Here is a 25064-nt window from a genome sequence, read left to right on the forward strand (position 1 = left end):
CAAAAGGGAGTCTTGTAAAGGGGGGATGCAAAGCAGGAGGAATTGTATCGACCGACCATCTACCAAAAAGGAACATGCGACCATTATTAGAAAAAGGGGGATGTTTTCATGAAGAAGAGAGTTCTCTCCGCAACCATGACCAGCCTAGTAGCGCTGGCCATGCTGATTGCTGGATGCTCTAGCACGTCAACAACACAAGCGCCGGCAGAACAACCAAAGACAGAAACTCCGGCACCTGCTACTGAGCCTGCAAAAACTGGACCGAAGCAATTAATCGTTGGTCGCGGTGCAGACACAAAAGGGCTTGACCCAATCACGCAAACAGATGGTGAGACATTTAAGGTAACAGAGAACATTATGGATACATTGATTGGCTTCGCGGATGGCTCAACAGAGCTCGCTCCATCGCTGGCTGAGAAATGGGAAGTAACTCCTGATGGTCTCGTTTATACGCTGAAACTGAGATCAGGCGTAAAATTTCACGATGGAACGGATTTCAATGCAGAGGCGGTCAAATACAACTTTGAGCGCTGGAGCGACAAGAGCCATCCACAACATTCACCAGAGGGCTTCGAGTATTACATCAGCCAATTCGGTGGATACAAGGGTGACGCGAATCACGTCATCAAATCCGTGGAAGCAGTCGATCCAACCACTGTAAAATTCACCTTGACTCGCCCATTGGCTCCATTCCTTGCCAACCTGGCAATGTCTCCTTTCGCGATTGGTTCGCCTGAGGCATTGAAAAAAGATGTTAAGAAATTCAATGAGCATCCAATCGGTACAGGGCCTTTCAAATTCGTAGAGTGGAAGCGTAATGACACGATCACGCTCGAGAAAAACCCTGATTACTGGAGCCCAGGATATCCGAAGCTGGATAAATTGGTGTTCAAGGTTATTCCGGAAAACACGGCACGTCTGACTGCTTTGGCTTCTGGTGAGATCGACTTGATGGATGGTCTGAACACAGATGATATCCCGGCAGTAAAAGACAACAAAGACCTGCAACTCTTCCTGCGCCCTACTAATAACATTGGATACATCGGTTTTAACGTAGAGAAGAAGCCACTCGACAATCCAAAAGTTCGTGAAGCCATTGCTTATGCAATTAACAAACCTGAAATCGTAACAGCCTTCTTCGATGGAGTTGGAGAACCAGCAGTCAATCCAATGCCAAAAACCATGTGGGGACATAACAACGATATTAAAGATCGTGAGTTTAACCTCGATAAAGCAAAACAATTGCTGGCGGAAGCAGGACATCCAAACGGCTTTAAAATCAAGTTCTGGGCAATGCCAGTTCCACGTCCGTACATGCCAGAAGGTGTGAAGATTGCAGAAGCAATCCAGCAAGACCTGAAGAAAATCGGGGTTGATGCTGAGATCGTGACGATGGAATGGGCAACGTATTTGGAAAAGACTCGTTTGGGTGAGCAAGAAATGTTTATGCTTGGTTGGACAGGTGACAATGGCGACCCTGACAACTTCCTGGCCGTCTTGCTCGACAAAAACAGCATTGGTAGCAACAACTATACACGCTGGGCAAACGACGAAGCTTCTCAATTGATGATGAAGGCTCAGTCCACTCCAGACCAAGCAGAGCGCGAAAAACTGTACAAACAAGTACAAGAGATCATCTTCAAAGATGTGCCAATGGTTCCGCTGGCACACTCTACACCAGCATTGGCAGGAAAAGCGAATATCGTAGACTACAACCCGCATCCAAAAGGATCTGAAAGTTTGGAAAAGGTAGATTTCAAGTAAGCTGATTCATAGTAATTGGGTAAGAGGAGTGCATACCTCTTCTTACCCTTCTTTCATTCATTTGGCGATAATTTTATGCAGGAAGGCGAGGAGATGGCATTGCTAGCTTACAGCATTCGAAGAATTTTAATGCTCATTCCTGTCTTAGTGGGCATGTCAATCATCGTTTTTTCCATTATTCGTGCCATCCCTGGTGATCCGGCTTTGACGATTTTGGGAGAAAAGGCAACACCACAAGCGATTGCAGACATACGAGAGGCATTGGGTTTGAATAATCCGTGGTACATACAGTATTTCGATTATATGAAAGATATTTTGAGTGGAAATCTTGGGGAATCATTGCAAACGAATGCGCCGATTTCAGATGAAATCTTGCCTTATTTGGCGGCGACGACTGAACTTACGATTGTGAGTATGCTTATTGCTGTGTTTATCGGTGTAAATGCAGGGATTCTTTCTGCGTGGAAGCAAAACTCCTGGTTTGACTACTGTGCGATGTTGATCGCCTTGGTCGGTGTATCCATGCCAATTTTTTGGTTAGGTTTGATGGAGCAGTGGGTGTTTGCCCAAGAACTGAAATGGCTGCCATCAGTTGGTCGCGACGATTCGCGTAATCCCGTAGAGGCCATTACGCACTTTTATATACTGGATACGATGATCGCTGGTCAGTGGGATCAGCTTTGGGAAGTCATCAAGCATTTGATCCTGCCAGGAATTGCGTTAGGTACGATTCCGATGGCGATCATTGCACGCATCACTCGTTCAAGCATGCTGGAAGTCATGCGTGCCGACTATGTCAGAACCGCTCGTGCAAAAGGGCTGACGCAGTTTTGGGTCGTGTACAAGCATGCGCTGAAAAATGCGATGATCCCTGTCTTGACGGTAATTGGATTGCAAACAGGGTTGCTGTTGGGTGGAGCTGTTTTGACAGAAACGATCTTCGGATGGCCAGGTGTCGGTCGTTATATTGTGACCGCCATTGGAAACCGTGACTATCCGGTTATCCAATCCGGTATCCTTGTGATCGCGACGATTTTCGTCCTGATCAACCTCTTGGTCGACCTTCTGTACGCCTATATCGATCCACGCATCAAATATCGCTAAGGAGGGACGAAGAGACATGGCACAACCACAATTACAACCACAAGATCAGGTAGTACCTTTAAAAGTGAAGCAAGAAGAAGTAGTCTCTCCTTGGAAGGATGCATGGAGGACGCTACGAAAAAACAAGCTGGCGCTGGTGGGCTTCGGGATTATTTTGTTTTTCATTGTTGTGGCGGTATTAGCTCCATGGATTGCGCCGTATCCGTACGACGAAGGCAAGCTAGTAATGAAAAACAAACCACCTTCCGAAGAGCATTGGTTTGGAACAGATTACAATGGTCGTGATGTGTTTAGTCGCGTTATTTATGGGGCACAAATCTCCTTGTGGGTAGGGACGTTCTCTGTCATTGGCTCCGTTCTCGCAGGGACCTTGCTCGGTCTTGTGGCAGGATATTATGGCAGATGGATTGATACAATCATTTCGCGTCTCTTTGATATTATGCTTGCGTTTCCAAGTATTCTTTTGGCAATCGCTGTCGTTGCCATCTTGGGGCCTTCTTTGCAAAACGCCTTGATTGCGATTGCGATTATTAACATTCCGACATTTGGACGCTTGGTGCGCGCCCGCGTATTGAGTTTGAAGGAAGAAGAATTCGTCATGGCCGCACGGGCAATCGGGATGAAAAATTCCCGGATTATCATGCAGCATATTTTGCCGAACAGCCTCGCACCAATCATTGTGACAGGGACGATGGGGATCGCCACAGCGATAATCGAAGCAGCAGCACTTGGCTTTCTCGGACTGGGAGCACAAGCGCCAGAACCGGAATGGGGAAAAATGCTCGCTGATTCACGTCAGTACATTCAGAAAGCACCATGGACTGTTATTTTTCCAGGGCTCTCTATCATGCTGACAGTTCTCGGCTTTAACTTAATTGGGGACGGTTTGCGCGATGCACTCGACCCGCGGATGAAGAGCTAGTTAAATTGTAAAAAGACAGAAGGAGCTGGAGTTGCCCGTCCTTCTGTCTTTTTCTTTATCCTTAACCTTTTTCCATGAAGGTGCGGCACAACTGATTGAAAACAGGAGCAGCTTTCGTGATGACTTGATGCTTCACGTTAGGGATCATCTCGAGTTTTACTTTTGGTAATTTCATGGTAAGCATTTGCGCATAATGGTGTATCCGTTGATCTTGTTTGCCATAGGCAAGTAAAATCGGAAGCTGGATGTTGCCCAGACGCTCCGTACACTGATAACGATGTCCCGCAGCGTAAAGGTACTTTAAGCTGTTGGGATCTGTTTTGGAGGCGTGGGCCGTCCATTTCTCCCGCATTTCTGGGTCATCGACATGGGAGGAAGCAATTGAACGGGCAAGAAGAGGAACGCCGTGAAGCATCGACAACGCCTGGGCCATCCAAAATCGTCCATGCAAATACAGGTCATTCACTTCGGAAAAACCACTCGCGAGTATTCCGCCTTGTACATGATCAGGATAGCGAAGACAGTATTCAAGGGCGATAGAAGCACCTTGGGAGTACCCCAAAATAAAGGGACGTTCAATGCCGAGTGACCCGACAAGTTTATGGAGCCGTTCTGTCAGCTCCCCAATGGAAAAGGGCTTCTCCATCGGTGAACTGTCGCCATGGCCGGGCAGATCAGGGACAATGAGCTGATATGTATCTGCGAGTGTTTGCTGATAAACAAAATTGATGGAGCCGATGCATGGTGCATGAATACACAATAGCGGCTGGCCTTTCCCTGATATGTGAAAAGCAAACTGCTTGCCATCCTGATGGACGAGTATTTGTTCCATTTTCGTTTTCACCCCACCCTTAGGTTGTCCGATACGAAGTAGATTTTTCAATTGAAGTCTTCTTTTTTTGATGGGGAAGTGGTATTCTCGCAATAGAATAATTGGTGAAAGCAGGGTGAAGAAGTTGTTTCAAGAGCGCATTTCGAAGCTCCACACGTTTTTGACAGAGCAAGAGCTGAACGCGGTGTTGATTACCTCTCCCAAGCACGTCTACTATTTGACCGGATTTTTTACAGACCCGCATGAACGTTTTATGGGTCTCGTTATTCCTGCGGAGGGAAAACCTTCTTTAATAGTACCTGCTCTTGATCGTGAGGCAGCGGCAGAGGCTTCGTTCGTTCAAGATATCCATACACATACGGATATCCAAAACCCGTATGAAATCCTCAAGCAAGTGTTGCCAGCGAATTTGACGAAGCTGGGTATTGAGAAAAGTCATATGACTGTCGAGCGCTATGAAGCACTTGGACAGGTTGTTCTGGCGTCGAGCTATGTGGATGTGGAAGAGCCACTGCGTGAAATGCGTTTGATCAAATCGGTGGATGAAGTGGAGCGTTTGAAGCACGCTGTTCAGTTGGTCGAGGAGTCCTTGCGGGAGACCCTGAAAAAAGTCAAGACAGGCATGACCGAGACAGAAATCGTAGCTGAGCTGGAATTCCAGATGAAGCGCTTGGGTGCCGAAGGTCCGTCCTTTACGTCCATGGTATTGGCAGGGGAGAAGTCGGCACTGCCACACGGGAAACCAGGAACGCGCCAGGTGCAAGAAGGCGACTTGCTTTTGTTTGATATCGGGGTAGCAGCCAACGGATATGTATCCGATATTACCCGTACCTTTGCTGTAGGCGAGATCAGTGCTCAGCTTCAAGAAATTTACGAGACAGTATTGACTGCCAACGAAGCGGCCATTGCTGAGATTCGTCCGGGTGTGACTTTTGCGCATTTGGATAAAACCGCTCGCGATGTCATCACCGCAAAAGGCTACGGAGAATACTTCATGCACCGTCTTGGGCATGGACTTGGGATGGATGTACATGAATATCCATCTGTTCACAGCCAGAACCAAGAAGTGCTTCGTCCAGGAATGGTCTTTACGATCGAGCCAGGCATCTATCTGCCAGGTGTAGGCGGAGTGCGGATTGAAGACGATGTATTGGTTACGGAAACGGGCGTTGAAATTCTCACGCAGTTCCCGAAAAAACTGACTACTATTAATGAATGAATAAATCGTAAAAATTGAATACGTATCGAATGGTGCTAGATGGCATATGCCGTCAGCTTAAAAGGGAAGTCCGGTGAGAAACCGGCGCGGTCCCGCCACTGTAACGAGGAGCAACTAGCGAATAGCCACTGTTTTTTGCGAGACAAAAAATGGGAAGGTAGCTGGGGGTGTTGATTCGTAAGCCAGGAGACCTGCCATGCGAGCATATACAATCGACCCACGAGGATGGGGCAGATGTGGAAGCAGTCTATGAACGGGCGCCTTTGCGCCTGCTTATCGCTATATCTACGTTTGTCATGCACCTCCCGATTGAAATGGGGGGTGCTTTTTTTGTGGAGGATTTGGTTCAACCCATCATATATATACAGAAAAGGGGATGACAGATGTTTAAGGCATACAAAACACATGCAGTAATGAAAGGACTAGCTTTCGGTATCATGACAGCTGCCATGCTTTTGGTTTCGGCATGCGGCTCCTCTACGACAACACAGGCTCCAGCCAAAACAGAACAAACGGCTACTCCAGCAGCAGAGGGCAAGCCAGTAACACTAACCAATAATGGCATCGAAATGACCTATCCAACAGCACCTGAGCGTGCCGTGACATTGAACCAACACGTCACCGAAATCATGCTGGCACTGGGCCTGGCTGATAAAATGGTCGGAACCGCTTACCTAGACGATGAAATCCTTCCAGAGCTCAAAGCAGATTACGACAAGATTCCGGTACTGTCTGATAAGTATCCAACGAAAGAAGTGCTGCTGGCAGCCAACCCAGACTTCGTGTACGCTGGATGGAAAAGCGGATTCGGCGAAAAGGGCGTAGGATCGATGCAGGACTTGGAAAAGGTCGGCATCAAATCGTATCTGCAAGCATCATCTAGCATGCCTGGCCCGACTATCGACGATGTGTTTGCAGACATTACGAATATTGGACGCATTTTCCATGTGGAAGACAAAGCCAATGATTTGATCAATAAAATGAAGAGTGAAATGGACCAAACGCTTAGTAAAATTGGCAAGGTGGACGAGCCACTTAACGTGTTCGTGTACGACAACGGGGAAGATAAACCATTCACAGCAGCAAACAACTACATGACGTCCTTAATCAAAACTGCTGGCGGTAAGAACATTTTTGATGACATTCAAAAGGGTTGGGCAGAGGTCAGTTGGGAACAAGTAGTGAGTCGCAATCCAGACGTGATTATTATCGTTGACTACGGTGATAGAACCGTCGAGCAAAAACGTAATTTCCTTTTGACCAAAAAAGAACTGGCGGATATCCCGGCAATTAAAAATCAACGACTAATGGTATTGCCATTGTCTGCGGCTTCTGAAGGCGTTCGAGCACCGATTGCGCTGAAAATTTTGGCGGAAGGACTCTACCCGGATAAATTTAAATAGAGTACGACCCTTTTAAGGGAGGGAATAGCACTGCAACAGATCAAGTTACCTTATATCATCATTACTCTACTGGTCGGACTCTTCCTCTCCATTACGTTTGCAGTTACCTTGGGTTCAGTGGAGATTAAGCCGACAACGGTATGGAAAATCGCCTTATCAAAAATTCCGATGTTGAACCAATGGATTGAGGTGGATTGGTCCAAAGGGGAGCAAACGATTATTTGGGATATACGCTTTCCACGTGTTCTCTTGGGGGCGATCGTCGGCGCAGGTCTGTCTGTCGTGGGAGTAGCCATCCAGTCGTTGGTTCGCAACTCCCTGGCTGACCCGTATGTATTAGGCGTATCTTCAGGTGCTTCGGTTGGCGCTACCTCGGTGATTATATTCGGAGCATTCAGCATGTACGGGCAGTATGCACTATCCTTTGGCGCTTTTACAGGCTCCCTTGTGTCAATCATTCTCATTTTTACGCTATCCCGTATTGGAGGACAAAACTCGACGGTACGCCTGCTCATGGCTGGAATTGCGATATCTGCAATCTTGTCGGCCATTACCAGTCTCCTTGTTTTTTCAGCACCGAATGAGCATGGAATTGGGACAGTCCTGTTTTGGTTAAGTGGTAGTCTGGCTGGGGGGAAATGGGAGTACCTGACGATCCCGACATTGATTGTCGTCATCTGCCTCATCGTCTTAATGGCCCAATACCGCTCGCTCAATGCGATGCTAATGGGCGAGGAGTCAGCAGGGACATTGGGGGTTAATACGGTGCAATTCCGCAAGCTTCTCCTGGTGATCACGGCACTACTCACGGGGGTGATTGTGTCCATTGCGGGATCAATCGGTTTTGTCGGATTAATGATGCCCCACATCGTCCGTGTGATGGTCGGATCAGATCACAGACGTGTCCTGCCTGTCAGCGCATTGTTTGGCGCGATATTTCTAATTTGGGTCGATGTAGTCGCCAGACTTGCATTTGCACCGGAAGAACTGCCGATTGGTATTTTGACAGCGCTGTGTGGAGGTCCATTCTTTATCTGGTTGATGTTGCGGAGTTCTTATTCCTTTGGAGGTAGCGGACGATGAATTTGTTGGTTGAGAATATATCGGTCGAACTGGAGAAAAAGGGAATCCTTCGCCATGTTAGTCTGGAGGTGCGGTCCGGAGAGTTTGTGGGACTGATCGGGCCGAATGGCAGCGGAAAATCCACGTTGCTAAAAAGCATTTATCGCGTATTGAAGCCACGTTCGGGATGGATCTCGCTTGATGGCGACGACGTATACAAGTTAACCTCACGTCAAAACGCTCAGCGAATGGCGGCAGTACGGCAGGAGTCCTCTGTTGAATTCGATTTTTCGGTAACCGAAATCGTGAATATGGGACGTGCTCCGCATAAGCGGCTATTTCAGTCTGATAACGCAGAGGACGTTCGGATTTGTGAAGATGCTCTACAGAGGGTAGGGATGCATACATACGCTGATCGCAGCTTTTTCAGTTTATCAGGTGGGGAGAAGCAGCGGGTGCTGATTGCTAGAGCTTTGGTGCAGCAAGCCCAGTTCCTTGTCCTTGATGAACCGACGAATCATCTGGATGTTCGATACCAGTTGCAGGTGATGGATCTGGTCAAAACGCTGGGGATTACGGTCTTGTCTTCGTTGCATGATCTCAATATCGCTGCGATGTACTGTGATCGTCTGTACGTGATCTGTGAGGGGGAAATCGTTACATCAGGGACGCCAGAGGAAGTCTTGACACCCAAGCTGATCCTGGATGTTTTCGGAGTAGAGACAGAGGTGACGACGCACCCCATTACAGGCAAAAAGCATGTGTATTTCTACTCGGAAGCGATCCGTGTGAAGCCATCTGTCCAGAAGGTCGTGAGTGGAGTCAACGGATAGGGGTGGCGGAGAGAGGATGCCTGGTCGGCGTCCTTTTTTGTTAAGCGGACGGCATAAGAAGCCTGGGACAGGATGTGACGAGCGAGCGGGGCTACGAGGCTGACCAGTTGGATAAAAAGGATCTCTTATTGATCAAAGGAGCTGTGCAATACGTCGCGAATTTGTTGGATATATTCGATTTCTATCTCGATATGAAGAAGTATTAATCATGATGGGAGATGACCCGAATGGCGGAAGTAACGAAAGAACAGGCGCGCAAATTTCATGACGGTGTTCACGTTCTGGATGGGCATTTTGATCTGCTGATGGATGTGGAGATTCAGCGTGGATACGGTCGAACCAAAATGATCGAGACGGAGTATTTGCCACGGTTCCAGCAGGGGGGCGTGCATTCCATCGTGGCAGCGGTGTTTGTAGAGGATGCTTTTGTACCGGAGATGAGTCTGCGCAAGGCGCTCAACCAGATCAGCGCTATGCATGCAGAGGCGGCAGAGTCACCCGAGCACATCGTCATCGCCAAAAAACTAGATGATTTGCAACGGGCAAGAGCGGAACAAAAAGTATCGTTCATTCTGTCGTTGGAAGGGGCAGAGCCGCTGCATAACGATTTGAGTCTCTTGCGTGTCTTTTATGAGCTCGGCGTACGGATGATGGGGCTGGTTTGGAGTCGGCGCAACTTCGTTGGGGACGGCAGCTTTTTTGCACCGGTGCGCGAAGGGAAAAAAGGAGGCATCACCGATTTCGGTGTGCGTCTCATCGAGGAAGCGGAAAAGCTGGGCATCGTTATCGATGTGAGCCATTTGAATGACGAAGGGTTCTGGGACGTGATGGAAATCGCTGAAAAGCCAGTGATTGCTTCTCATTCCAACAGCCGAACAGTCGTGCCAACGATGCGGAATTTGACAGATGAGCAGATCAAAGCGATTGCGGAAAAGGACGGACTGGTCGGGTTGAATGCGTGTAGCATGTTCACAGCGGCGAGCAGCGCTGACGCAACTATTGAGAGACTGATTGATCATGTTGACTATATGAAGAAGCTTGTCGGAGCAAGGCACATTGGTATGGGCCTAGATCTGTGCGATGATTTGACGAAATATTTGCCCTTGGACAAGATTACCAAAACCAAAGAGATGCCATTTGATGTAGTAAAAGGTCATGCGTCACTTCCGGAAATGACGCGTGAGCTGATGAAGCGCGGGTACACAGATGCAGAAATCGAAGGAATCTTGGGTGGTAATTTCCTCAGAGTGTATCAGGAAGTGTGGAAGTAAATCAGATACAGGAGGAATGACGGATGGCACAGTGCAAACAAGTCTCTTTTGGCTATTATCAATCTGGCCTCAAGGTAGCTGATATACGCTTTGAGGATGGGGAAGTTTGGCATCGGGGCACAGGTTGGGATACGGGTGGCGCGGCTGACGGTCTATTTGTACAACTGATGGAAGGGGAAGCAGCCTACGAGTTGCCTCTCCTCACCTTGGCACAAAAGCTACCGGAATGGGAACAAATCGACTGGGAGAGTGAACAAGTCGTGTTTCCGGAAAGCGGAGGGCATTACCAACGCCATCTATCCATCGAAGGAACAGGTCCCGCAGGGAAAAAGCAAGCGTGGATCTGGGCCGTGCGCGAAGCAGCGCAGCCAATTGACTTGATCATTTGTGAGAACGAAGTCATCGCTTTCGTGCTGACTGGTCGTGGAGACAGTGTCGTATTGGCAAAAACAGAGTGGGAGAATTTGACTCCACTTACAATGTGGCAGGACCCGCTGCTGTCCGAAGTTACCTATGGTGTACATCATTTGGGTAGGCATGATGTAGAGATGAGGGATGGCATTCGTTTGGCTACCGAGGTTTGGCTGCCCGCGGGTTTGGCGGAAGGACAGCGAGTTCCAACGATTTTCATGCGCACTCCCTATGGACGGTTGGATGGCATTTTTCGCCGGTTACCCTTTGTGGCTCGCGGATATGCGCTGGTTGTTCAGGATACGCGCGGACGAGAAGATTCCGAGGGAGAGTGGATTCCACTCGTTCACGAGCGCAATGATGGAGACGACAGTCTAAACTGGATTGCAAGCCAGGAGTGGTCAGACGGCAACATCGGGATGCTCGGTGGCTCGTATGTGGGGTATGTGCAATGGGCTGCGGCCGCGAGCGGCAATCCGCATCTGAAGGCGATTTTTAGCTATGTGACAGTAGGAACGCCTTACGTGGACATCCCGCGCAAAGGGGGAACGATTCTCGGTGGTCTGTCATGGATTTTCATGATGGCAGAGAAGCGGCGAAATGTCGCGGCGCTTTCCCGGGATGACTGGAGTGAGGTCATCAAGGTACGCCCGATCAAAGAAATCCCGCAAAAAGTGCTAGGGAAAGAAATCCCGTTTTGGACAAAATGGATGGAGCATCCGGACGGAGACGAGTTCTGGGCTATGTCAGACTGGAAACGGCATGCGGATCAGGTCAAGGTGCCTGCTCTCCTCGTATCAGGCTGGTATGACGACAACGGGATGGGGACGAGTGAATCGTGGGAGGTCATCTCTCGAAATGTGCCAGAGCATGCCAGACTCATCTTGGGGCCGTGGTATCACAAGGCGAATACGACGCGAGAAATCCATCATGTACCCTTTGGAAACAACGCCATCCGCTACGATCTGGATGTGACACAGCTCCGCTGGTTTGATCGCTATTTAAAAGGAGTGGAAAATGGCGTCGATCAAGAGCCTCGTGTCGAGTACTACATGGTGGGAGAAAACAAATGGAAGACTTCGCAGACTTGGCCACCAGCGGAGGTGACGCTGACGAATCTATATCTGAATAGTGGGGGAAACGCCAATACGAGTGGCGGAGATGGAACACTGACCCTTTCTATCTCAGGTGAACAGCCGGTCGATACATACAGCTATGATCCACTAGACGCAGCTCCATATCTGCTGGATTTGTCCGAGAATGAAAACAGCGTTCCGGAAAACTATCGTGATGTGGAAGAACGGGCAGATGTCCTTGTCTACACATCAGAGCCATTGGAAGAGGAAGTTGTCATCGCGGGAGAAATCTCGGCCGTTATCTATGCAGCCAGCTCAGCGCGGGATACAGATTGGTTGGTTCGGCTGTGTGATGTAGATGAGGAAGGCAATTCGATTCGTCTCTCGGACGGGATTATATGCGCACGCTACCGGCACTCATTCGAAGAGCCCGAGCTCCTTGTCCCTGGACAAATTGAATGCTATGAGATTCGCATGACCAAGATCGCCAATGTCTTCCAAAAAGGTCACCGCATTCGCGTCTCGGTTACTTCTGGGGCCGAGAACTTCTCGTTCCCCAATCCGAATACAGGCAACGATCTGGCAACGGAAACCGAGACAGTCATTGCCTCGCAATGTGTCTACCATGACAGTCAGTATCCGAGTCATATCAAGCTCCCTCTCTTGCAGTCTGGGGGAAGTAAGTAATCTTCAGGAGGTATCTAAAGCATTATGACTATCTACAGTTGCAAAAAATGCAAGTTCCGTTACGATGAGTGGCTGGGTGATACGAAAAATGGCGTCCCGCCTGGGGTGCCTTTTCCTCATTTAGCAGGTTCTGTGTGTACCGAATGCGGGATGGACGAGGAAGGTCGGCACTTGCCGCTTCCTGAAACGAAGTACACAAACGTAGAAGCTACGTATTACGATCAGTTTGCCGGGAAGGCCAGCATCGCTTTTTATCGAAACTGGTTGCTGGGAGAAGCGGAGCAATCACCAGTCTCCGTGCTGGAGCTGGGTGTCGGAACCGGGAGAATTGCCATTGAGCTGGCACGGAATGACTTGTCCGTCTGCGGGATCGATTGGAGCCCGGATATGCTGGAGATGGCCTCCAAAAAGAAACGGCGCATGTTGAAAGGAAAAGAAGAACGGCTGGAGCTGCTAGAACAAAATATGTGGGAGTTGGAGCTTGATCGGCAATTTACGCATGTGCTTCTTCCAGAAGGCATTTTTCAGCAGGCCACCTGTAGGGCCAAGCAACGTCAATTGCTTTCGGTCATCCGTGATTACATAACAGAGAACGGAACAGTGGCCATTGATTTACTCTTGCCGCCAGTAAAAAATCAATGGACAACGATGCAACGCAAATTCGTTTTCCCGGACCGTATGGTGTATCAAAAGGTAGAGGGTGAAACCTCGCTCTTGGACCAAAAGTTCCGCTACACGCTTACTTATGAAACTTTTCTGGATCAGATCGAGCAGCCGAGGTATCGCGTAGAGCGCGAGATGGCGCTGCTTTTGCCTACAGAGCTTGAGCTGTTACTGGAAGGATTGGGCTTTCATGTCACCTATAGCAAAGAGAATGTATTCCACAAGCAAGACTGCGAACCGAGCCAAGCGGACACGGGCTATGATATGGATCGTTGGCAGCATGGTGGGTATCCATTCGCTGAACCTGTCGGGACACCGGGTGGAGCCACTCGCTGGACGATTTTGGCGAAAAAAATTTCTTCCACCACCTTGTAACAAAACGTCTGCTGCTGCATCTAACCAGTAAGAAAACCTCGATCGAGGTCTTTTCATGGAGGAGCGACCGCGTTTTTGCGGAAAATTTTCATACGTGAAGGAGGTCGCGCCCTTGGAAAAATTGCAGCCAACGACAGATGCTGCGTTTGAACAAATCATGAGGGAGTATGGGACCCGCGTGCTTCGACTCGTCACTTTTCTGGTTAAAGATCGCAGCTTGGCAGAGGATATTACACAGGATGTATTCGTCAAGGTGTATCGGCATCTTCCCCGATTTCGGCAGGAGAGCAGTGTGCACACGTGGTTGTATAGAATCGCGGTAAATGAGTGCAAAGGTTATTTGCGTTCTTGGTCGTTTCGTCATATCCTTCCCCGCTCGTGGATTAGACAGGATGGGGAGCTTTCTACAGAAAGTCTTGTGCTCGATCAAGCCGAAAGGGACCAGCTCGTAGCAGAAGTGTTGCAGCTTCCTCCACTCTATCGTCAAGTGATTGCCCTTCATTACTATGCGGATTTATCCATCGGAGAGGTGGCGGATGTGCTTGGGGTAACGGAAGGAACAGTCAGAACCCGGTTGCATAGGGCCAGACAGCAGCTTCGGCAGAGAATGGGAGAGGGGAGGGACTGGGAATGGACGAAAACCGATGGCTCACGGACTTAAAGGAACGGGCAGATCAGACCATTTTTCGTGATGTACAGTTCACTGCATCGATGGAAGAGCGAGTGAGACAGAGGGTGAGGCCCGGGACAGGGTGGATGACTGGCTGGAGGAAGCTAGCCTTGCCGGGCGTTTTGCTGGCGATGAGCTTGCTATTGTGGTTCGGGCTTCCCATTCAGGAGGAGAGACAATCTGCACAGCATGAGGTGAGACCTTCCCAACAAGAGACACAAGTACCCGCCTTGTTACCAGGTGGACAAATCGTCGAAGCGGATTTGTGGAAGCTGTCGCCTTCTTTGACATCCACTTACGACAATCAATCCTTTTCTTATTTGGGAGAAAAGCCTGTCCGCATCATGACGGATCGGGACGGTTTCTACGAAGGGCAGACGCAGCGGGTGATATGGCTGTTGAATGGGGACTACGCAGAGGAAGTAGAGATCGCTGCTTACAACACCGATGGGACCCGTCTATCGTTGGGCAGCTACGAGGTTATGGACCCGTTATACGATGCAGAAGGACATTTTCCCTCAGGGATCGTGTTACCAGAACCGGGAAAATGGAAGCTGGAAGTAAGAACAGGAGGCAAACATCTCGGACAAGTTTTTGTCGAGGTGAAAAAAGGGATAGCACCCGCGAACCGTCAACTGGTCGGGCCTATCATTCAGCAGTATTTGGAGACAGAAAGCGATAAGCTGGGGTGGCTGGGAAAACATCGCGAGACAAGCGTTGAGCTCCTCGGTGTGGAAGCGCCAGATGCTGCGAAACGAACCGTATACGCTTGGGTGAAAATAACGGGTAGCAACTCTTCCGCCATCAGTGCACCCATGGTCTTTCAAATCGCCTACAATGGAAATGATTATCGGGTAACGGACTTCCAAATGCCCGAGGACGGCAGCAACTACCAGAGCAGTCTGCAAAAACTGTTTCCACCTAAAGTGCTGGAGCAAGTTCACGATCGATCAAACACAAAGTAAGAATGACAAAACGGACCTTTGCGTAAAAGAAGGTCCGTTTTTCTCTTTTTATGTCTATCCGTATATTTGACCACCTATCGCCAAGTATGTCCCATTACGGCGGGGCAGGCTATCGCCATTCGCAACCATCACTGGGGGATGAGAAACCTGTGTGAACCCGGTTTGCTTCAAGTAATTATGAAACGCTGCTTGCTCATCGGGTACGTCTATCCGCACACGTCCGGTATGATGTTGTGTCAGCTTGTACAGGAGGTGTTCAGCCATGATGGCATTTTCTGCGACGATCGGTCCCGCGATTAGGTTGACTGGGCCTTGAACGGCGAAGCCATACCCGATGATATTGCCGGAGCGATTTTTGGCTACGAGACAGGTAGTAGCTTGTCTCATGCGTGTCTCGAGAAAATGAGTGCGCCTGCTACCCAGTGCTGCTTTGTCCAATGCAACCACGCCCGAAAAATCGTTCAACGCCATTGGTACAATTTCAAACTCGTCAGGGGCTTCGTTTTGCGGAGGTGCTTCAGGCAAAAAGCGTTCAGCGATAAATTTTTGAATACGATCCACTGACTGGAATCCGAGATTTTTGTACAATGGCTCGCCTTCTGGAGTCGCAATGAGCATGATCGTTGTATCGGTAGAAACAGACGCCATGCACGCCTTCATGAGTAGTCGGCCAAATCCTTTGCCTTGTGACGAGGGATGGACGATCACCATACCGATGCTCGCAAGCTTGTCATCGTAGGGGATGATAGCTGCACATGAAAGGAGGGTGCCACTCGTGTCTTTGTGACCGAATACGGTTCCGATAGACAGAATTGTGCGAATTTCAGCTTCGTCGTAATCCCAGCTTACGGAATCAGATAAGGCAATAAGTCCGGGAATATCCGATATCGTTAAGGAATGCAAGCAAGAGTCAACACTGTTCACTTTGATCATTCTCCGTTTCTTTCTTTGTGTTCACGGCAGTATCGTCGAAGAGATTGTGTAATGCTTCCGCCACTTTTGTACGTGTAGCGGCCAAATGGCTCGCAGCTCCATGCTCGTAAAGCGGATCACTCCACGCGAAACCATCATAATGGAATCGAGGGATGACGTGCATATGAAAATGAGTCAGCTCGTTGAAAGCACCGCCGTTTTGACAAATAGTAATGCCATCGGGCTTGTACAACTTGTTAAGGGCATGGGACAGAGATGTGACTGCCTCGCATACCTTTTGCATCGTGCGTTCATCCAAGTCTGTCCACTCTACAAAATGCTCCTTCGGGAGAATGAGCATGTGACCTTCCGAAAAAGGATCGATATCCAAGAGGCACGCGACCCATTCGTTTTCATAGACGATATGCGCTACTTCGATTCCATGGGCCAACCGACAGCCCAAACAATCGGCTTGCTGTGTATCCATGCCTAGCCACCTCCATGCTAGTTACCACTTTAGCACAGGAAAAGTCTGGATACGAGAAAAAGGAGGCAAATGCCTGATTCTCTTTGGTTGCTCTTTATATCATCGGTTTGTTATAATTACTGTTAGTGTATTTTTTGTGAGGCGCAATCTGAACGTTTGAATGGATTCGCGTGGGAGGGAACGAACAACACATGGATCGTCGTGAAAGACAAAAAAGGATACGAAATTTTTCCATCATCGCCCACATTGACCATGGAAAGTCGACGCTGGCAGACCGCATTTTGGAGCTGACCGGTGCTTTGACTGCACGTGAGATGGAAGCCCAGTTTCTTGACACGATGGAGCTGGAAAAAGAGCGCGGGATTACGATTAAGCTCAATGCCGTGCGTTTGAACTATAAAGCAGATGACGGTGAGGAATACATTCTCCACCTGATTGACACCCCTGGACACGTCGACTTTACGTATGAAGTATCCCGCAGTTTGGCTGCCTGTGAAGGGGCTATCCTCGTCGTGGATGCGGCACAAGGGATCGAGGCCCAGACTTTGGCTAACGTGTATTTGGCGTTGGACAGCAACCTGGAGATCATTCCAGTTGTTAACAAGATCGACCTGCCAAGTGCAGAGCCTGAGCGCGTGAAGCAAGAGGTTGAGGACGTGATCGGTCTGGATGCCAGCGATGCGGTCCTGACTTCTGCCAAGGCGGGTATCGGGATTAAAGAAGTACTGGAAGCCGTTGTGCAAAAAGTACCTGCTCCAGAGGGAGACCCGGATGCACCTCTCCAAGCTTTGATTTTCGACTCCTATTTTGATGCGTATCGTGGCGTTATTGCCTCCATCCGTGTCATCAACGGAACCCTAAAAAAAGGTATGAAGATCAAGATGATGGCGACTGGCAAGTCATTTGAGGTAACCGAAATCGGTACATCGACACCACGTCAAACGCAAGTAGAAGAATTGACGGTTGGAGATGTAGGCTACGTAGCTGCTTCCATTAAAACAGTGGGAGACACCAGTGTGGGGGATACCATTACAGATGCGAATCGCCCTGCACCTGAACCGCTACCTGGTTACCGCAAGATCAACCCGATGGTCTTCTGCGGTTTGTACCCAATCGAAACGAACGAGTACAACGATCTGCGTGATGCATTGGAAAAGCTCCAGCTAAACGATGCTTCCCTGCAGTTTGAACCGGAGACTTCCCAAGCACTTGGCTTTGGTTTCCGTTGTGGTTTCTTGGGACTCCTGCACATGGAGATCATCCAGGAGCGGATCGAACGGGAATTCAACATTAACTTGATTACGACCGCGCCGAGCGTTATTTACCGCATTACCAAAACGAACGGGGAAGTATTCGAAATCGACAACCCGTCTAAAATGCCGGAAGCGCAAAAGATCGAAATGGTCGAGGAGCCTTACGTTACGGCGACAGTTATGGTGCCGAAAGAATACGTCGGTGACGTTATGCAGTTGTGCCAAGGGAAACGCGGTGAGTTTCTCGACATGCAGTATATGGGTGAGAACCGTGTGCAGCTGAAGTACGACATGCCTTTGTCGGAAATCGTTTACGATTTCTTTGACCTGCTGAAGTCGGGTACAAAAGGCTATGCATCCTTTGACTACGAGCTAGGTGGGTACAAAGCTTCCAAACTGGTGAAAATGGATATTCTCCTCAACAGCGAAGTGGTGGATGCTCTGTCGTTTATCGTACACAAAGACACGGCTTATCCTCGTGGAAAAGTTATCTGCGAAAAGCTGAAGGAACTGATTCCTCGTCAGCAATTCGAGGTGCCGATTCAGGCGACCATCGGACACAAGGTTGTCGCTCGTGAAACGATCAGTGCGTTGCGTAAAAACGTTCTTGCTAAATGTTACGGCGGGGACATTTCGCGTAAGCGCAAACTGCTCGAAAAGCAAAAAGAAGGAAAGAAGCGCATGAAGTCTGTCGGTTCCGTAGAGGTACCACAAGAGGCGTTTATGGCTGTATTGCGCATGGATGATAAGAAGTAGGCCTGACCTTGTGTCAGGTCTTTTCCATTAAAAGCGGTGGTCAAAAAGTCGGCTTTTGATCACGAAGTCATTTATGAAAGTTGATTCGGTATCGAAACTGGCGTTCACCTTCGAAGTCCGGTGCTCATGTAGGTCCCCTACACTCCGCTCCTCCTTCATCAGGTTCTCGCCACTTTCTCGGTGCTGAAAAGCCGACTTTTTGACTTTTCATTTTATCAATTTTAGGAGGGAAAGGGACATGATGCCACAATCGGTTTACATTCACATTCCCTTTTGTACGAATAAATGTTACTACTGTGACTTCAACTCATTTGTGACGAACAATCCGCAGCTCATTTGGGATTACTTAGACGCATTGAAAAGCGAAATGGAGATCACCTTCAGCCAGCAGCCGATTGAGCAGGTGAAAACGATTTTTGTCGGCGGAGGGACGCCTACGTTTCTCGATCATGCCCAAATGCGCGCGTTTTTGGAGCTGGTACAAAAACAGTTGGGCAAGTACTGGGCGGATGATATCGAGTTCTCGATGGAAGCGAATCCGGGAACGACAGATGTGGAAAAGCTGCGGATTATGCGTGAATTGGGTGTCAATCGCCTGAGCTTTGGTGTGCAGTCCTTTGACGACGCGCTTTTAAAACGACTGGGACGAATCCATGACCAAGAAGCTGTGTACCGCAGTATCGATAATGCGAAAAAAGTAGGCTTCGACAACTTCAGCATCGACCTGATGTTTGGGTTGCCGGACCAGACACTAGACATTTTCCGCCAGACGTTGGACAAGGCGTTTGGGTTAGGGACCACCCATTTCTCCGCGTACAGTCTCAAGGTGGAGGAGAACACGCTGTTCCACACGCTCTACCAGAAGGATCAGTTGCCGCTGCCATCTGAAGAGACAGAGCTTGAGATGTACATGGTCTTAATAGAAGAGATGGAGCGTCACGGGTACAAGCAGTATGAAATTAGCAATTTTGCAAAACCGGGCTTCGAGAGCAAACATAATAAAACCTATTGGCTCAATCGTGAATACTATGGGTTGGGTGCAGGGGCCCACGGCTATGTGTGCGGCCACCGACACGTAAATGCTGGTCCGCTTGCGATTTACATGCAGAAGTGCAAGGAAGGACTGCCGCGTGTAGAACAATTCGAGGTACCACGCGAGGATGCCATGGAGGAACAGATGATTTTGGGGCTGAGGTTGAGAGAAGGAGTTGACCTTTCGGCGTTTGCATCCCGTTTTGGCGCAACTGTTCATGATGTGTTTGGGACAATAATAGAAGAAGAGGTAGCCAAAGGAATGCTGCAAGAACAGGACGGGTTTTTGAAGCTGACGAAACAGGGGCTTCCGCTCGGAAATGAGGTATTTGCACGCTTTCTTCGTTAAGTCAAAGCGAAACTCGCGAAAAATGAGATTTTTTGTCTCTTGAACTAGCTCAAGTTCGTTGACAAATCCTTCTACTATTGATACCTTAGTATATAGATTTAGCACTCGATAAGCATGAGTGCTAACAATCCAACAGGAGGCGAGCGACATCCATGTTATCAGACCGTCAACAAATGATTTTAAACGCGATTGTCGATAATTACATTCATTCTGCCGAACCTGTTGGCTCCCGAACCATTTCCAAACGGGACGACATCGGATTCTCTTCGGCAACGATACGCAACGAGATGTCTGACTTGGAAGATTTGGGGTACTTAGAACAGCCCCACACTTCGGCGGGACGCGTTCCTTCTACAAAAGGATACCGCTTCTACGTCGATAACCTGATTCAGCCTCATCTTTTGGAGGAAGCTGAGTTGGGTAAACTAAAACAGTTGTTTGCCGAACGTATTCTCCACGCAGAACAAGTGGTAGAGTACACTGCCCAAATTCTCTCTCAGCTGACAAACTACACGGCGATTGTCTTGGGACCAGAGATTTTTGAGCATCGGTTAAAACATATTCAAATCGTTCCTCTCAATGCTGAACAGGCTGTCGCGATTGTGGTGACGCATACCGGACGAGTGGAGAACAAGCTGATCGATCTTCCAGAAGGCATTGGTGCCGGGGAAATCGAGAGACTCGTCAATCTGTTGAATGCAAAACTGTCCGACGTGCCACTATGGCAGCTTCGACAACGTCTTTATCAAGAGATTTCCGGTGAAATGCAGCGTCATACGGAGCAGTATGAAGAAATTCTTCAGCTCCTCAACAACTCGCTGACACAAGAAGAAGAACGAGTATACTTACGCGGTGCGACCAAGATCATGAACCAGCCGGAATTCCGGGACGTGGATAAAGTCAAGGATATTCTTGAGCTATTAGAGCAGCACGATCAGTTGATGAATGTGATTGGCATGCAGGGTGATGGTCTCACGGTACGCATCGGACAGGAAAACCAGCTAGACGCGATTAAGCAATGCAGTATTATTACCACTTCTTATTCGCTTGGAGGCAAGCCTGTAGGAATGGTAGGGATACTTGGGCCGACACGAATGGAATACGGCAAGGTCATTACTGTGCTCAACCATTTGGCGGAAGGCCTATCGCGCATGCTGACTTCGCAGTTTGAGAAATAAATGGAGTGAATGGCTAAACAGTCTTCTGACTGGGAAAAGCCGCCAGGAGGTAGTGACGTTGAGCGAGGAAAAAGTAACGCAAGACCCGACTCTCGAGGAAGAACAAGTAGCAAAGGATGCAGACCAAACAGAAACATCCGAGATGAACTGGGAGCAAGAGGCTGCTCACTGGAAGGCTCAGGCTGAGGATCACCAAAACCGCATGCTGCGTGCCATGGCTGATATGGATAACCTTCGCCGCCGTGTTCGCAAAGAGCAGGAAGATCTGGCTAAATACGCTTCTCTTAAAATCGTGGAAGAGCTTCTGCCAGTTCTCGATAACTTCGAGCGAGCACTTGCCGCTGACAAGGAATCCATGACAGTAGACTCCCTTTTGGAGGGTGTAAACATGGTATATCGTCAGATGGTCCAAGTTTTCGATAAAGAAGGCTTGGCTGCAATCGAGGCAAAAGGAAACCCATTTGACCCTCACATCCACCAAGCGGTTATGCAAACACAAAACCCTGAGTTTGAATCAGGTGTTGTGGTAGCCGAGCTGCAAAAAGGATATATGTTCAAAGACCGCGTCGTTCGTCCGGCGATGGTTCAAGTGAACGAGTAATCTCAAAAAACGAAAATTCACTAGACGTAAAGTGTTAGGAGGACATTTTGTATGAGTCGCGTAATCGGAATTGACTTGGGAACAACCAACTCTTGTGTAGCAGTAATGGAAGGCGGCGAGCCAGTCGTTATTGCCAATGCGGAAGGTAACCGCACCACACCATCCGTGGTAGCATTCAAAAACGGCGAGCGCATCGTTGGGGAAGCAGCAAAACGCCAAGCGATCACCAATCCAGACAATACCGTAATCTCCATCAAGCGCCACATGGGTAGCACCCATAAAGAAACGCTGGAAGGCAACCAGTACACACCTGAGCAAATCTCTGCTATGATCCTGCAAAAGCTGAAAGCAGACGCGGAAAGCTACCTCGGTCAATCTGTGACGCAGGCAGTGATTACGGTTCCAGCTTACTTCAATGACAGCCAACGCCAAGCAACAAAAGATGCTGGTAAAATTGCTGGCTTGGAAGTACTGCGTATCGTGAACGAACCAACCGCAGCTGCACTTGCATACGGTATGGAGAAAACAGAAGATCAAACGGTTCTCGTATTCGACTTGGGTGGCGGTACCTTTGACGTATCCATTCTCGAATTGTCCGATGGCTTCTTCGAAGTAAAAGCGACTTCCGGTGACAACAAACTGGGCGGAGACGACTTCGACGATGTTGTTATGAACTACCTGGTGAGCGAATTCAAAAAAGAGCATGGCATCGACCTGTCCAAGGATCGTATGGCTCAACAACGTTTGAAAGACGCTGCGGAAAAAGCAAAGAAAGACCTCTCCGGCGTATTGACTACAACCATTTCCCTGCCGTTCATTACAGCAGATGCAACAGGTCCAAAGCACTTGGAGATGAACCTGACTCGTGCGAAGTTCGAAGAGCTGTCTGCTGAACTGGTTGAGCGTACAATGGGCCCAACTCGTCAAGCGCTGAAAGACGCTGGTCTGACTCCAAGCGAACTGGATCGCGTTATCCTGGTTGGTGGCTCTACTCGTATCCCAGCGGTACAAGAAGCGATCAAGAAATTTACAGGAAAAGAACCACATAAAGGTGTGAACCCAGACGAAGTAGTAGCACTGGGAGCGGCTGTTCAAGCGGGCGTACTGACTGGTGACGTGAAAGACGTCGTTCTTCTCGACGTAACTCCACTGTCCCTCGGTATCGAAACATTGGGTGGCGTATTCACCAAGCTGATCGATCGTAACACGACGATCCCAACAAGCAAATCCCAAGTGTTCTCTACAGCTGCGGATAACCAAACATCTGTAGAAATTCACGTTCTCCAAGGGGAGCGTCAAATGGCGGGCGACAACAAATCGCTCGGACGCTTCAACTTGTCCGATATCCCGCCAGCGCCACGCGGTATCCCGCAAATCGAAGTATCCTTCGATATTGACGCGAACGGTATCGTAAACGTACGTGCAAAAGACCTGGGTACAGGTAAAGAGCAACGTATCACGATCACTTCTAACTCCGGTCTGTCCGACGATGATATCGATCGCATGGTAAAAGATGCTGAATTGAATGCAGAAGCGGACAAACAACGCAAAGAGCAAGTAGAAGTTCGCAACGAAGCTGACCAACTCGTATTCACGACTGAGAAAACACTGAAAGAAGTAGAAGGCAAGATCGACCAAGCTGAAATCGATCGCGCTAACACTGCGAAAGATAAAGTGAAAGCGGCTCTGGAAGGCGGCAACTTCGAAGAGATCAAGACAGCGAAAGATGAACTGTCCGAGATCATCCAACAAATTTCCGTGAAGCTTTATGAGCAGGCTGCTCAAGCGCAAGCAGCACAAGGCGGCGCTGAAGGTCAAGAGCCGAAGAAAGACAATGTCGTTGATGCTGACTACGAAGTGGTAGACGATAAAAAGTAACACGCTGGAACTGTGAGGGGAGAGATATCTCCCCTCGCTTCCCACGATGTGACCCATGAAAGTCAAAGTCACGGAATGCTGACTTTGACTTTTTTTCAGGTCTGTCACATGCTATGATAACAGTTGACTGTCATGGGAGTGATGTAGGAGATGAAACGTGATTTATACGAGGTTCTTGGCGTAGCAAAGGACGCGGACGCTGATGAAATCAAAAAAGCGTATCGCAAGCTGGCACGTCAGTACCATCCCGATGTAAATAAAGAGGCTGACGCGGAAGAAAAGTTCAAAGAAGTAAAGGATGCGTACGACATCCTGTCCGAGCCACAAAAACGTGCGCAGTATGACCGTTTTGGTCACCAAGACCCAAATCAGGGCTTCGGTGGCGGAGGTTTTGATGGATCAGGCATGGGCGGCTTCGGAGATATTTTTGATATGTTCTTCGGTGGTGGCGGCAGACGTTCGAATCCAAATGCTCCACGCAAAGGATCAGACCTGCAATTTGGCCTAAGCATTGACTTTATCGACGCGATTTTTGGAAAAGAAACTGACGTGGAAATTCCAAAGGAAGCAGAATGCGATACGTGCCTTGGTTCTGGCGCGAAGCCTGGTTCCGGAGTAGATACATGTAAGACTTGTAGTGGTACAGGACAGCAAGAAGTGGTGGCGAACACGCCATTCGGCCGAATCGTCAATCGCCGTGTTTGCTCGACTTGCGAAGGCAAAGGGAAAGTCGTCAAAGAAAAATGTTCAACTTGCCGTGGCAGTGGACGTGTCAAGGTACGCCGCAAAATTCATCTCAACATCCCTGCGGGTGTGGACGATGGAGCACAATTGCGCGTAACAGGCGAGGGCGAACCGGGCGCAAACGGTGGACCTCCTGGTGATTTGTACGTCGTATTGCGTGTGAAGAGTCATGAGTTTTTTGAGCGTGAAGGAAATGATATTTACTGTGAGGTTCCGCTTACTTACGCCCAGGCAGCACTTGGAGATGAGATTGAAGTGCCGACTGTCGATGGTCGCGTGAAGTTGAAGATCCCGACGGGTACCCAAACAGAAACATTCTTCCGCTTGCGTGGTAAAGGTGTTCCGCATTTGCGTGGGAACGGCCGCGGTGATCAGCATGTGAAAGTGCGCGTCATTACACCGACCAAGCTGAGTGATAAACAAAAGGAATTGTTGCGTGAGCTCGCCGAACTGTCTGGAGAAAAGCCAGGACAGCATGGGGGAGAAGACGAAAGCTTTTTCGAAAAAATGAAACGGGCATTCCGCGGCGAGTAATCCGTCGCGGTTTTGTCCGCTTTTTGCCTAAAGTTTCATGTAGCGAAGTCGATTAAATGAAAAGCCCGATTGGGAGCTTATGT

Annotated in this window: 22 protein-coding genes and 1 riboswitch; of the genes, 19 read left to right on the forward strand and 3 right to left on the reverse strand. The window is 49.0% G+C overall.

Annotated elements, in window-relative coordinates; genetic code table 11:
- Positions 1 to 108 precede the first annotated feature (108 nt).
- From HP568_RS07585 to HP568_RS07595, 3 genes are all read left to right on the forward strand, one after another.
- Complete coding sequence (locus tag HP568_RS07585) at positions 109 to 1764, forward strand: ABC transporter substrate-binding protein (protein WP_048032249.1); 1656 nt, start codon at positions 109 to 111, stop codon at positions 1762 to 1764.
- Positions 1765 to 1857: 93 nt separating this feature from the next.
- A complete protein-coding gene (locus HP568_RS07590; RefSeq protein ID WP_082195900.1) occupies positions 1858 to 2868 on the forward strand; it encodes an ABC transporter permease in 1011 nt (336 codons plus the stop codon).
- 16 nt (positions 2869 to 2884) lie between these two features.
- Complete coding sequence (locus tag HP568_RS07595; RefSeq protein ID WP_048032250.1) at positions 2885 to 3790, forward strand: ABC transporter permease; 906 nt, start codon at positions 2885 to 2887, stop codon at positions 3788 to 3790.
- A 61-nt stretch (positions 3791 to 3851) separates the two neighbouring features.
- Here the strand turns inward: HP568_RS07595 and HP568_RS07600 are convergent, their stop codons facing one another.
- On the reverse strand, positions 3852 to 4622 hold the full coding sequence (locus tag HP568_RS07600) for an alpha/beta fold hydrolase (RefSeq protein ID WP_173628808.1): 771 nt from the start codon (positions 4620 to 4622) through the stop codon (positions 3852 to 3854).
- A 124-nt stretch (positions 4623 to 4746) separates the two neighbouring features.
- Here HP568_RS07600 and HP568_RS07605 point away from each other — a divergent pair, with 124 nt between their 5' ends.
- The 10 genes from HP568_RS07605 (at position 4747) to HP568_RS07645 (ending at position 15257) form a co-directional block, all read left to right on the forward strand.
- Positions 4747 to 5841 (forward strand): M24 family metallopeptidase, encoded by a 1095-nt coding sequence (locus tag HP568_RS07605; protein WP_254551073.1) that lies wholly within the window; start codon positions 4747 to 4749, stop codon positions 5839 to 5841.
- 13 nt (positions 5842 to 5854) lie between these two features.
- Positions 5855 to 6054: riboswitch (cobalamin riboswitch) on the forward strand.
- A 170-nt stretch (positions 6055 to 6224) separates the two neighbouring features.
- Complete coding sequence (locus HP568_RS07610; protein ID WP_173628774.1) at positions 6225 to 7244, forward strand: ABC transporter substrate-binding protein; 1020 nt, start codon at positions 6225 to 6227, stop codon at positions 7242 to 7244.
- A gap of 24 nt (positions 7245 to 7268) precedes the next feature.
- Entirely contained in the window at positions 7269 to 8327 is a 1059-nt protein-coding gene (locus HP568_RS07615) for a FecCD family ABC transporter permease (RefSeq protein WP_241970802.1), read from the forward strand.
- Positions 8324 to 9139 carry an ABC transporter ATP-binding protein gene (locus tag HP568_RS07620; protein ID WP_048032254.1) on the forward strand — a complete coding sequence of 272 codons (816 nt, stop codon included), beginning with the start codon at positions 8324 to 8326 and terminating at the stop codon, positions 9137 to 9139. The genes HP568_RS07615 and HP568_RS07620 overlap by 4 nt, the downstream gene beginning before the upstream one ends.
- 74 nt (positions 9140 to 9213) lie before the next feature.
- Positions 9214 to 9345, forward strand: coding sequence for a helix-turn-helix domain-containing protein (locus HP568_RS29510; RefSeq protein WP_217366460.1), 132 nt, complete (start codon positions 9214 to 9216; stop codon positions 9343 to 9345).
- 21 nt (positions 9346 to 9366) lie between these two features.
- Positions 9367 to 10410, forward strand: coding sequence for a dipeptidase (locus HP568_RS07625; RefSeq protein ID WP_173628775.1), 1044 nt, complete (start codon positions 9367 to 9369; stop codon positions 10408 to 10410).
- 23 nt (positions 10411 to 10433) lie between these two features.
- Positions 10434 to 12584 (forward strand): CocE/NonD family hydrolase, encoded by a 2151-nt coding sequence (locus tag HP568_RS07630; protein ID WP_173628776.1) that lies wholly within the window; start codon positions 10434 to 10436, stop codon positions 12582 to 12584.
- Positions 12585 to 12608: 24 nt separating this feature from the next.
- Entirely contained in the window at positions 12609 to 13622 is a 1014-nt protein-coding gene (locus HP568_RS07635) for a methyltransferase domain-containing protein (protein ID WP_048032257.1), read from the forward strand.
- A gap of 112 nt (positions 13623 to 13734) precedes the next feature.
- Positions 13735 to 14283 (forward strand): sigma-70 family RNA polymerase sigma factor, encoded by a 549-nt coding sequence (locus HP568_RS07640; protein WP_048032258.1) that lies wholly within the window; start codon positions 13735 to 13737, stop codon positions 14281 to 14283.
- Positions 14253 to 15257 carry a hypothetical protein gene (locus HP568_RS07645; RefSeq protein WP_173628777.1) on the forward strand — a complete coding sequence of 335 codons (1005 nt, stop codon included), beginning with the start codon at positions 14253 to 14255 and terminating at the stop codon, positions 15255 to 15257. The genes HP568_RS07640 and HP568_RS07645 overlap by 31 nt, the downstream gene beginning before the upstream one ends.
- A 54-nt stretch (positions 15258 to 15311) precedes the next feature.
- Here the strand turns inward: HP568_RS07645 and HP568_RS07650 are convergent, their stop codons facing one another.
- Together HP568_RS07650 and HP568_RS07655 are read right to left on the reverse strand one after the other, a co-directional pair.
- Positions 15312 to 16190, reverse strand: coding sequence for a GNAT family N-acetyltransferase (locus HP568_RS07650; protein ID WP_173628778.1), 879 nt, complete (start codon positions 16188 to 16190; stop codon positions 15312 to 15314).
- Positions 16168 to 16656: an HIT family protein gene (locus HP568_RS07655; RefSeq protein WP_173628779.1), complete on the reverse strand. Its 489-nt coding sequence runs from the start codon at positions 16654 to 16656 to the stop codon at positions 16168 to 16170. Before HP568_RS07655 ends, HP568_RS07650 begins: the two co-directional genes overlap by 23 nt.
- A gap of 191 nt (positions 16657 to 16847) precedes the next feature.
- Here HP568_RS07655 and lepA point away from each other — a divergent pair, with 191 nt between their 5' ends.
- The 6 genes from lepA to dnaJ all read left to right on the forward strand — a co-directional run bounded on the left by lepA (position 16848) and on the right by dnaJ (position 24981).
- Entirely contained in the window at positions 16848 to 18665 is a 1818-nt protein-coding gene (gene lepA, locus HP568_RS07660; protein WP_048032261.1) for a translation elongation factor 4, read from the forward strand.
- Between the two features lie 238 nt (positions 18666 to 18903).
- Positions 18904 to 20046, forward strand: a complete 1143-nt coding sequence (gene hemW, locus HP568_RS07665; protein WP_048032262.1) for a radical SAM family heme chaperone HemW — start codon at positions 18904 to 18906, stop codon at positions 20044 to 20046.
- A 152-nt stretch (positions 20047 to 20198) separates the two neighbouring features.
- Positions 20199 to 21224 carry a heat-inducible transcriptional repressor HrcA gene (hrcA, locus tag HP568_RS07670; protein ID WP_048032263.1) on the forward strand — a complete coding sequence of 342 codons (1026 nt, stop codon included), beginning with the start codon at positions 20199 to 20201 and terminating at the stop codon, positions 21222 to 21224.
- 58 nt (positions 21225 to 21282) lie between these two features.
- Positions 21283 to 21825 carry a nucleotide exchange factor GrpE gene (gene grpE / locus HP568_RS07675; RefSeq protein WP_173628809.1) on the forward strand — a complete coding sequence of 181 codons (543 nt, stop codon included), beginning with the start codon at positions 21283 to 21285 and terminating at the stop codon, positions 21823 to 21825.
- A gap of 51 nt (positions 21826 to 21876) precedes the next feature.
- Positions 21877 to 23703 carry a molecular chaperone DnaK gene (dnaK, locus tag HP568_RS07680; protein WP_048032265.1) on the forward strand — a complete coding sequence of 609 codons (1827 nt, stop codon included), beginning with the start codon at positions 21877 to 21879 and terminating at the stop codon, positions 23701 to 23703.
- 150 nt (positions 23704 to 23853) lie between these two features.
- A complete protein-coding gene (gene dnaJ / locus HP568_RS07685) occupies positions 23854 to 24981 on the forward strand; it encodes a molecular chaperone DnaJ (RefSeq protein ID WP_048032266.1) in 1128 nt (375 codons plus the stop codon).
- The last annotated feature ends 83 nt before the right edge of the window (positions 24982 to 25064 follow it).

Origin of the sequence: Brevibacillus sp. MS2.2 (assembly GCF_013284345.1) — a bacterium.
Lineage (GTDB): Bacteria > Bacillota > Bacilli > Brevibacillales > Brevibacillaceae > Brevibacillus > Brevibacillus brevis_C.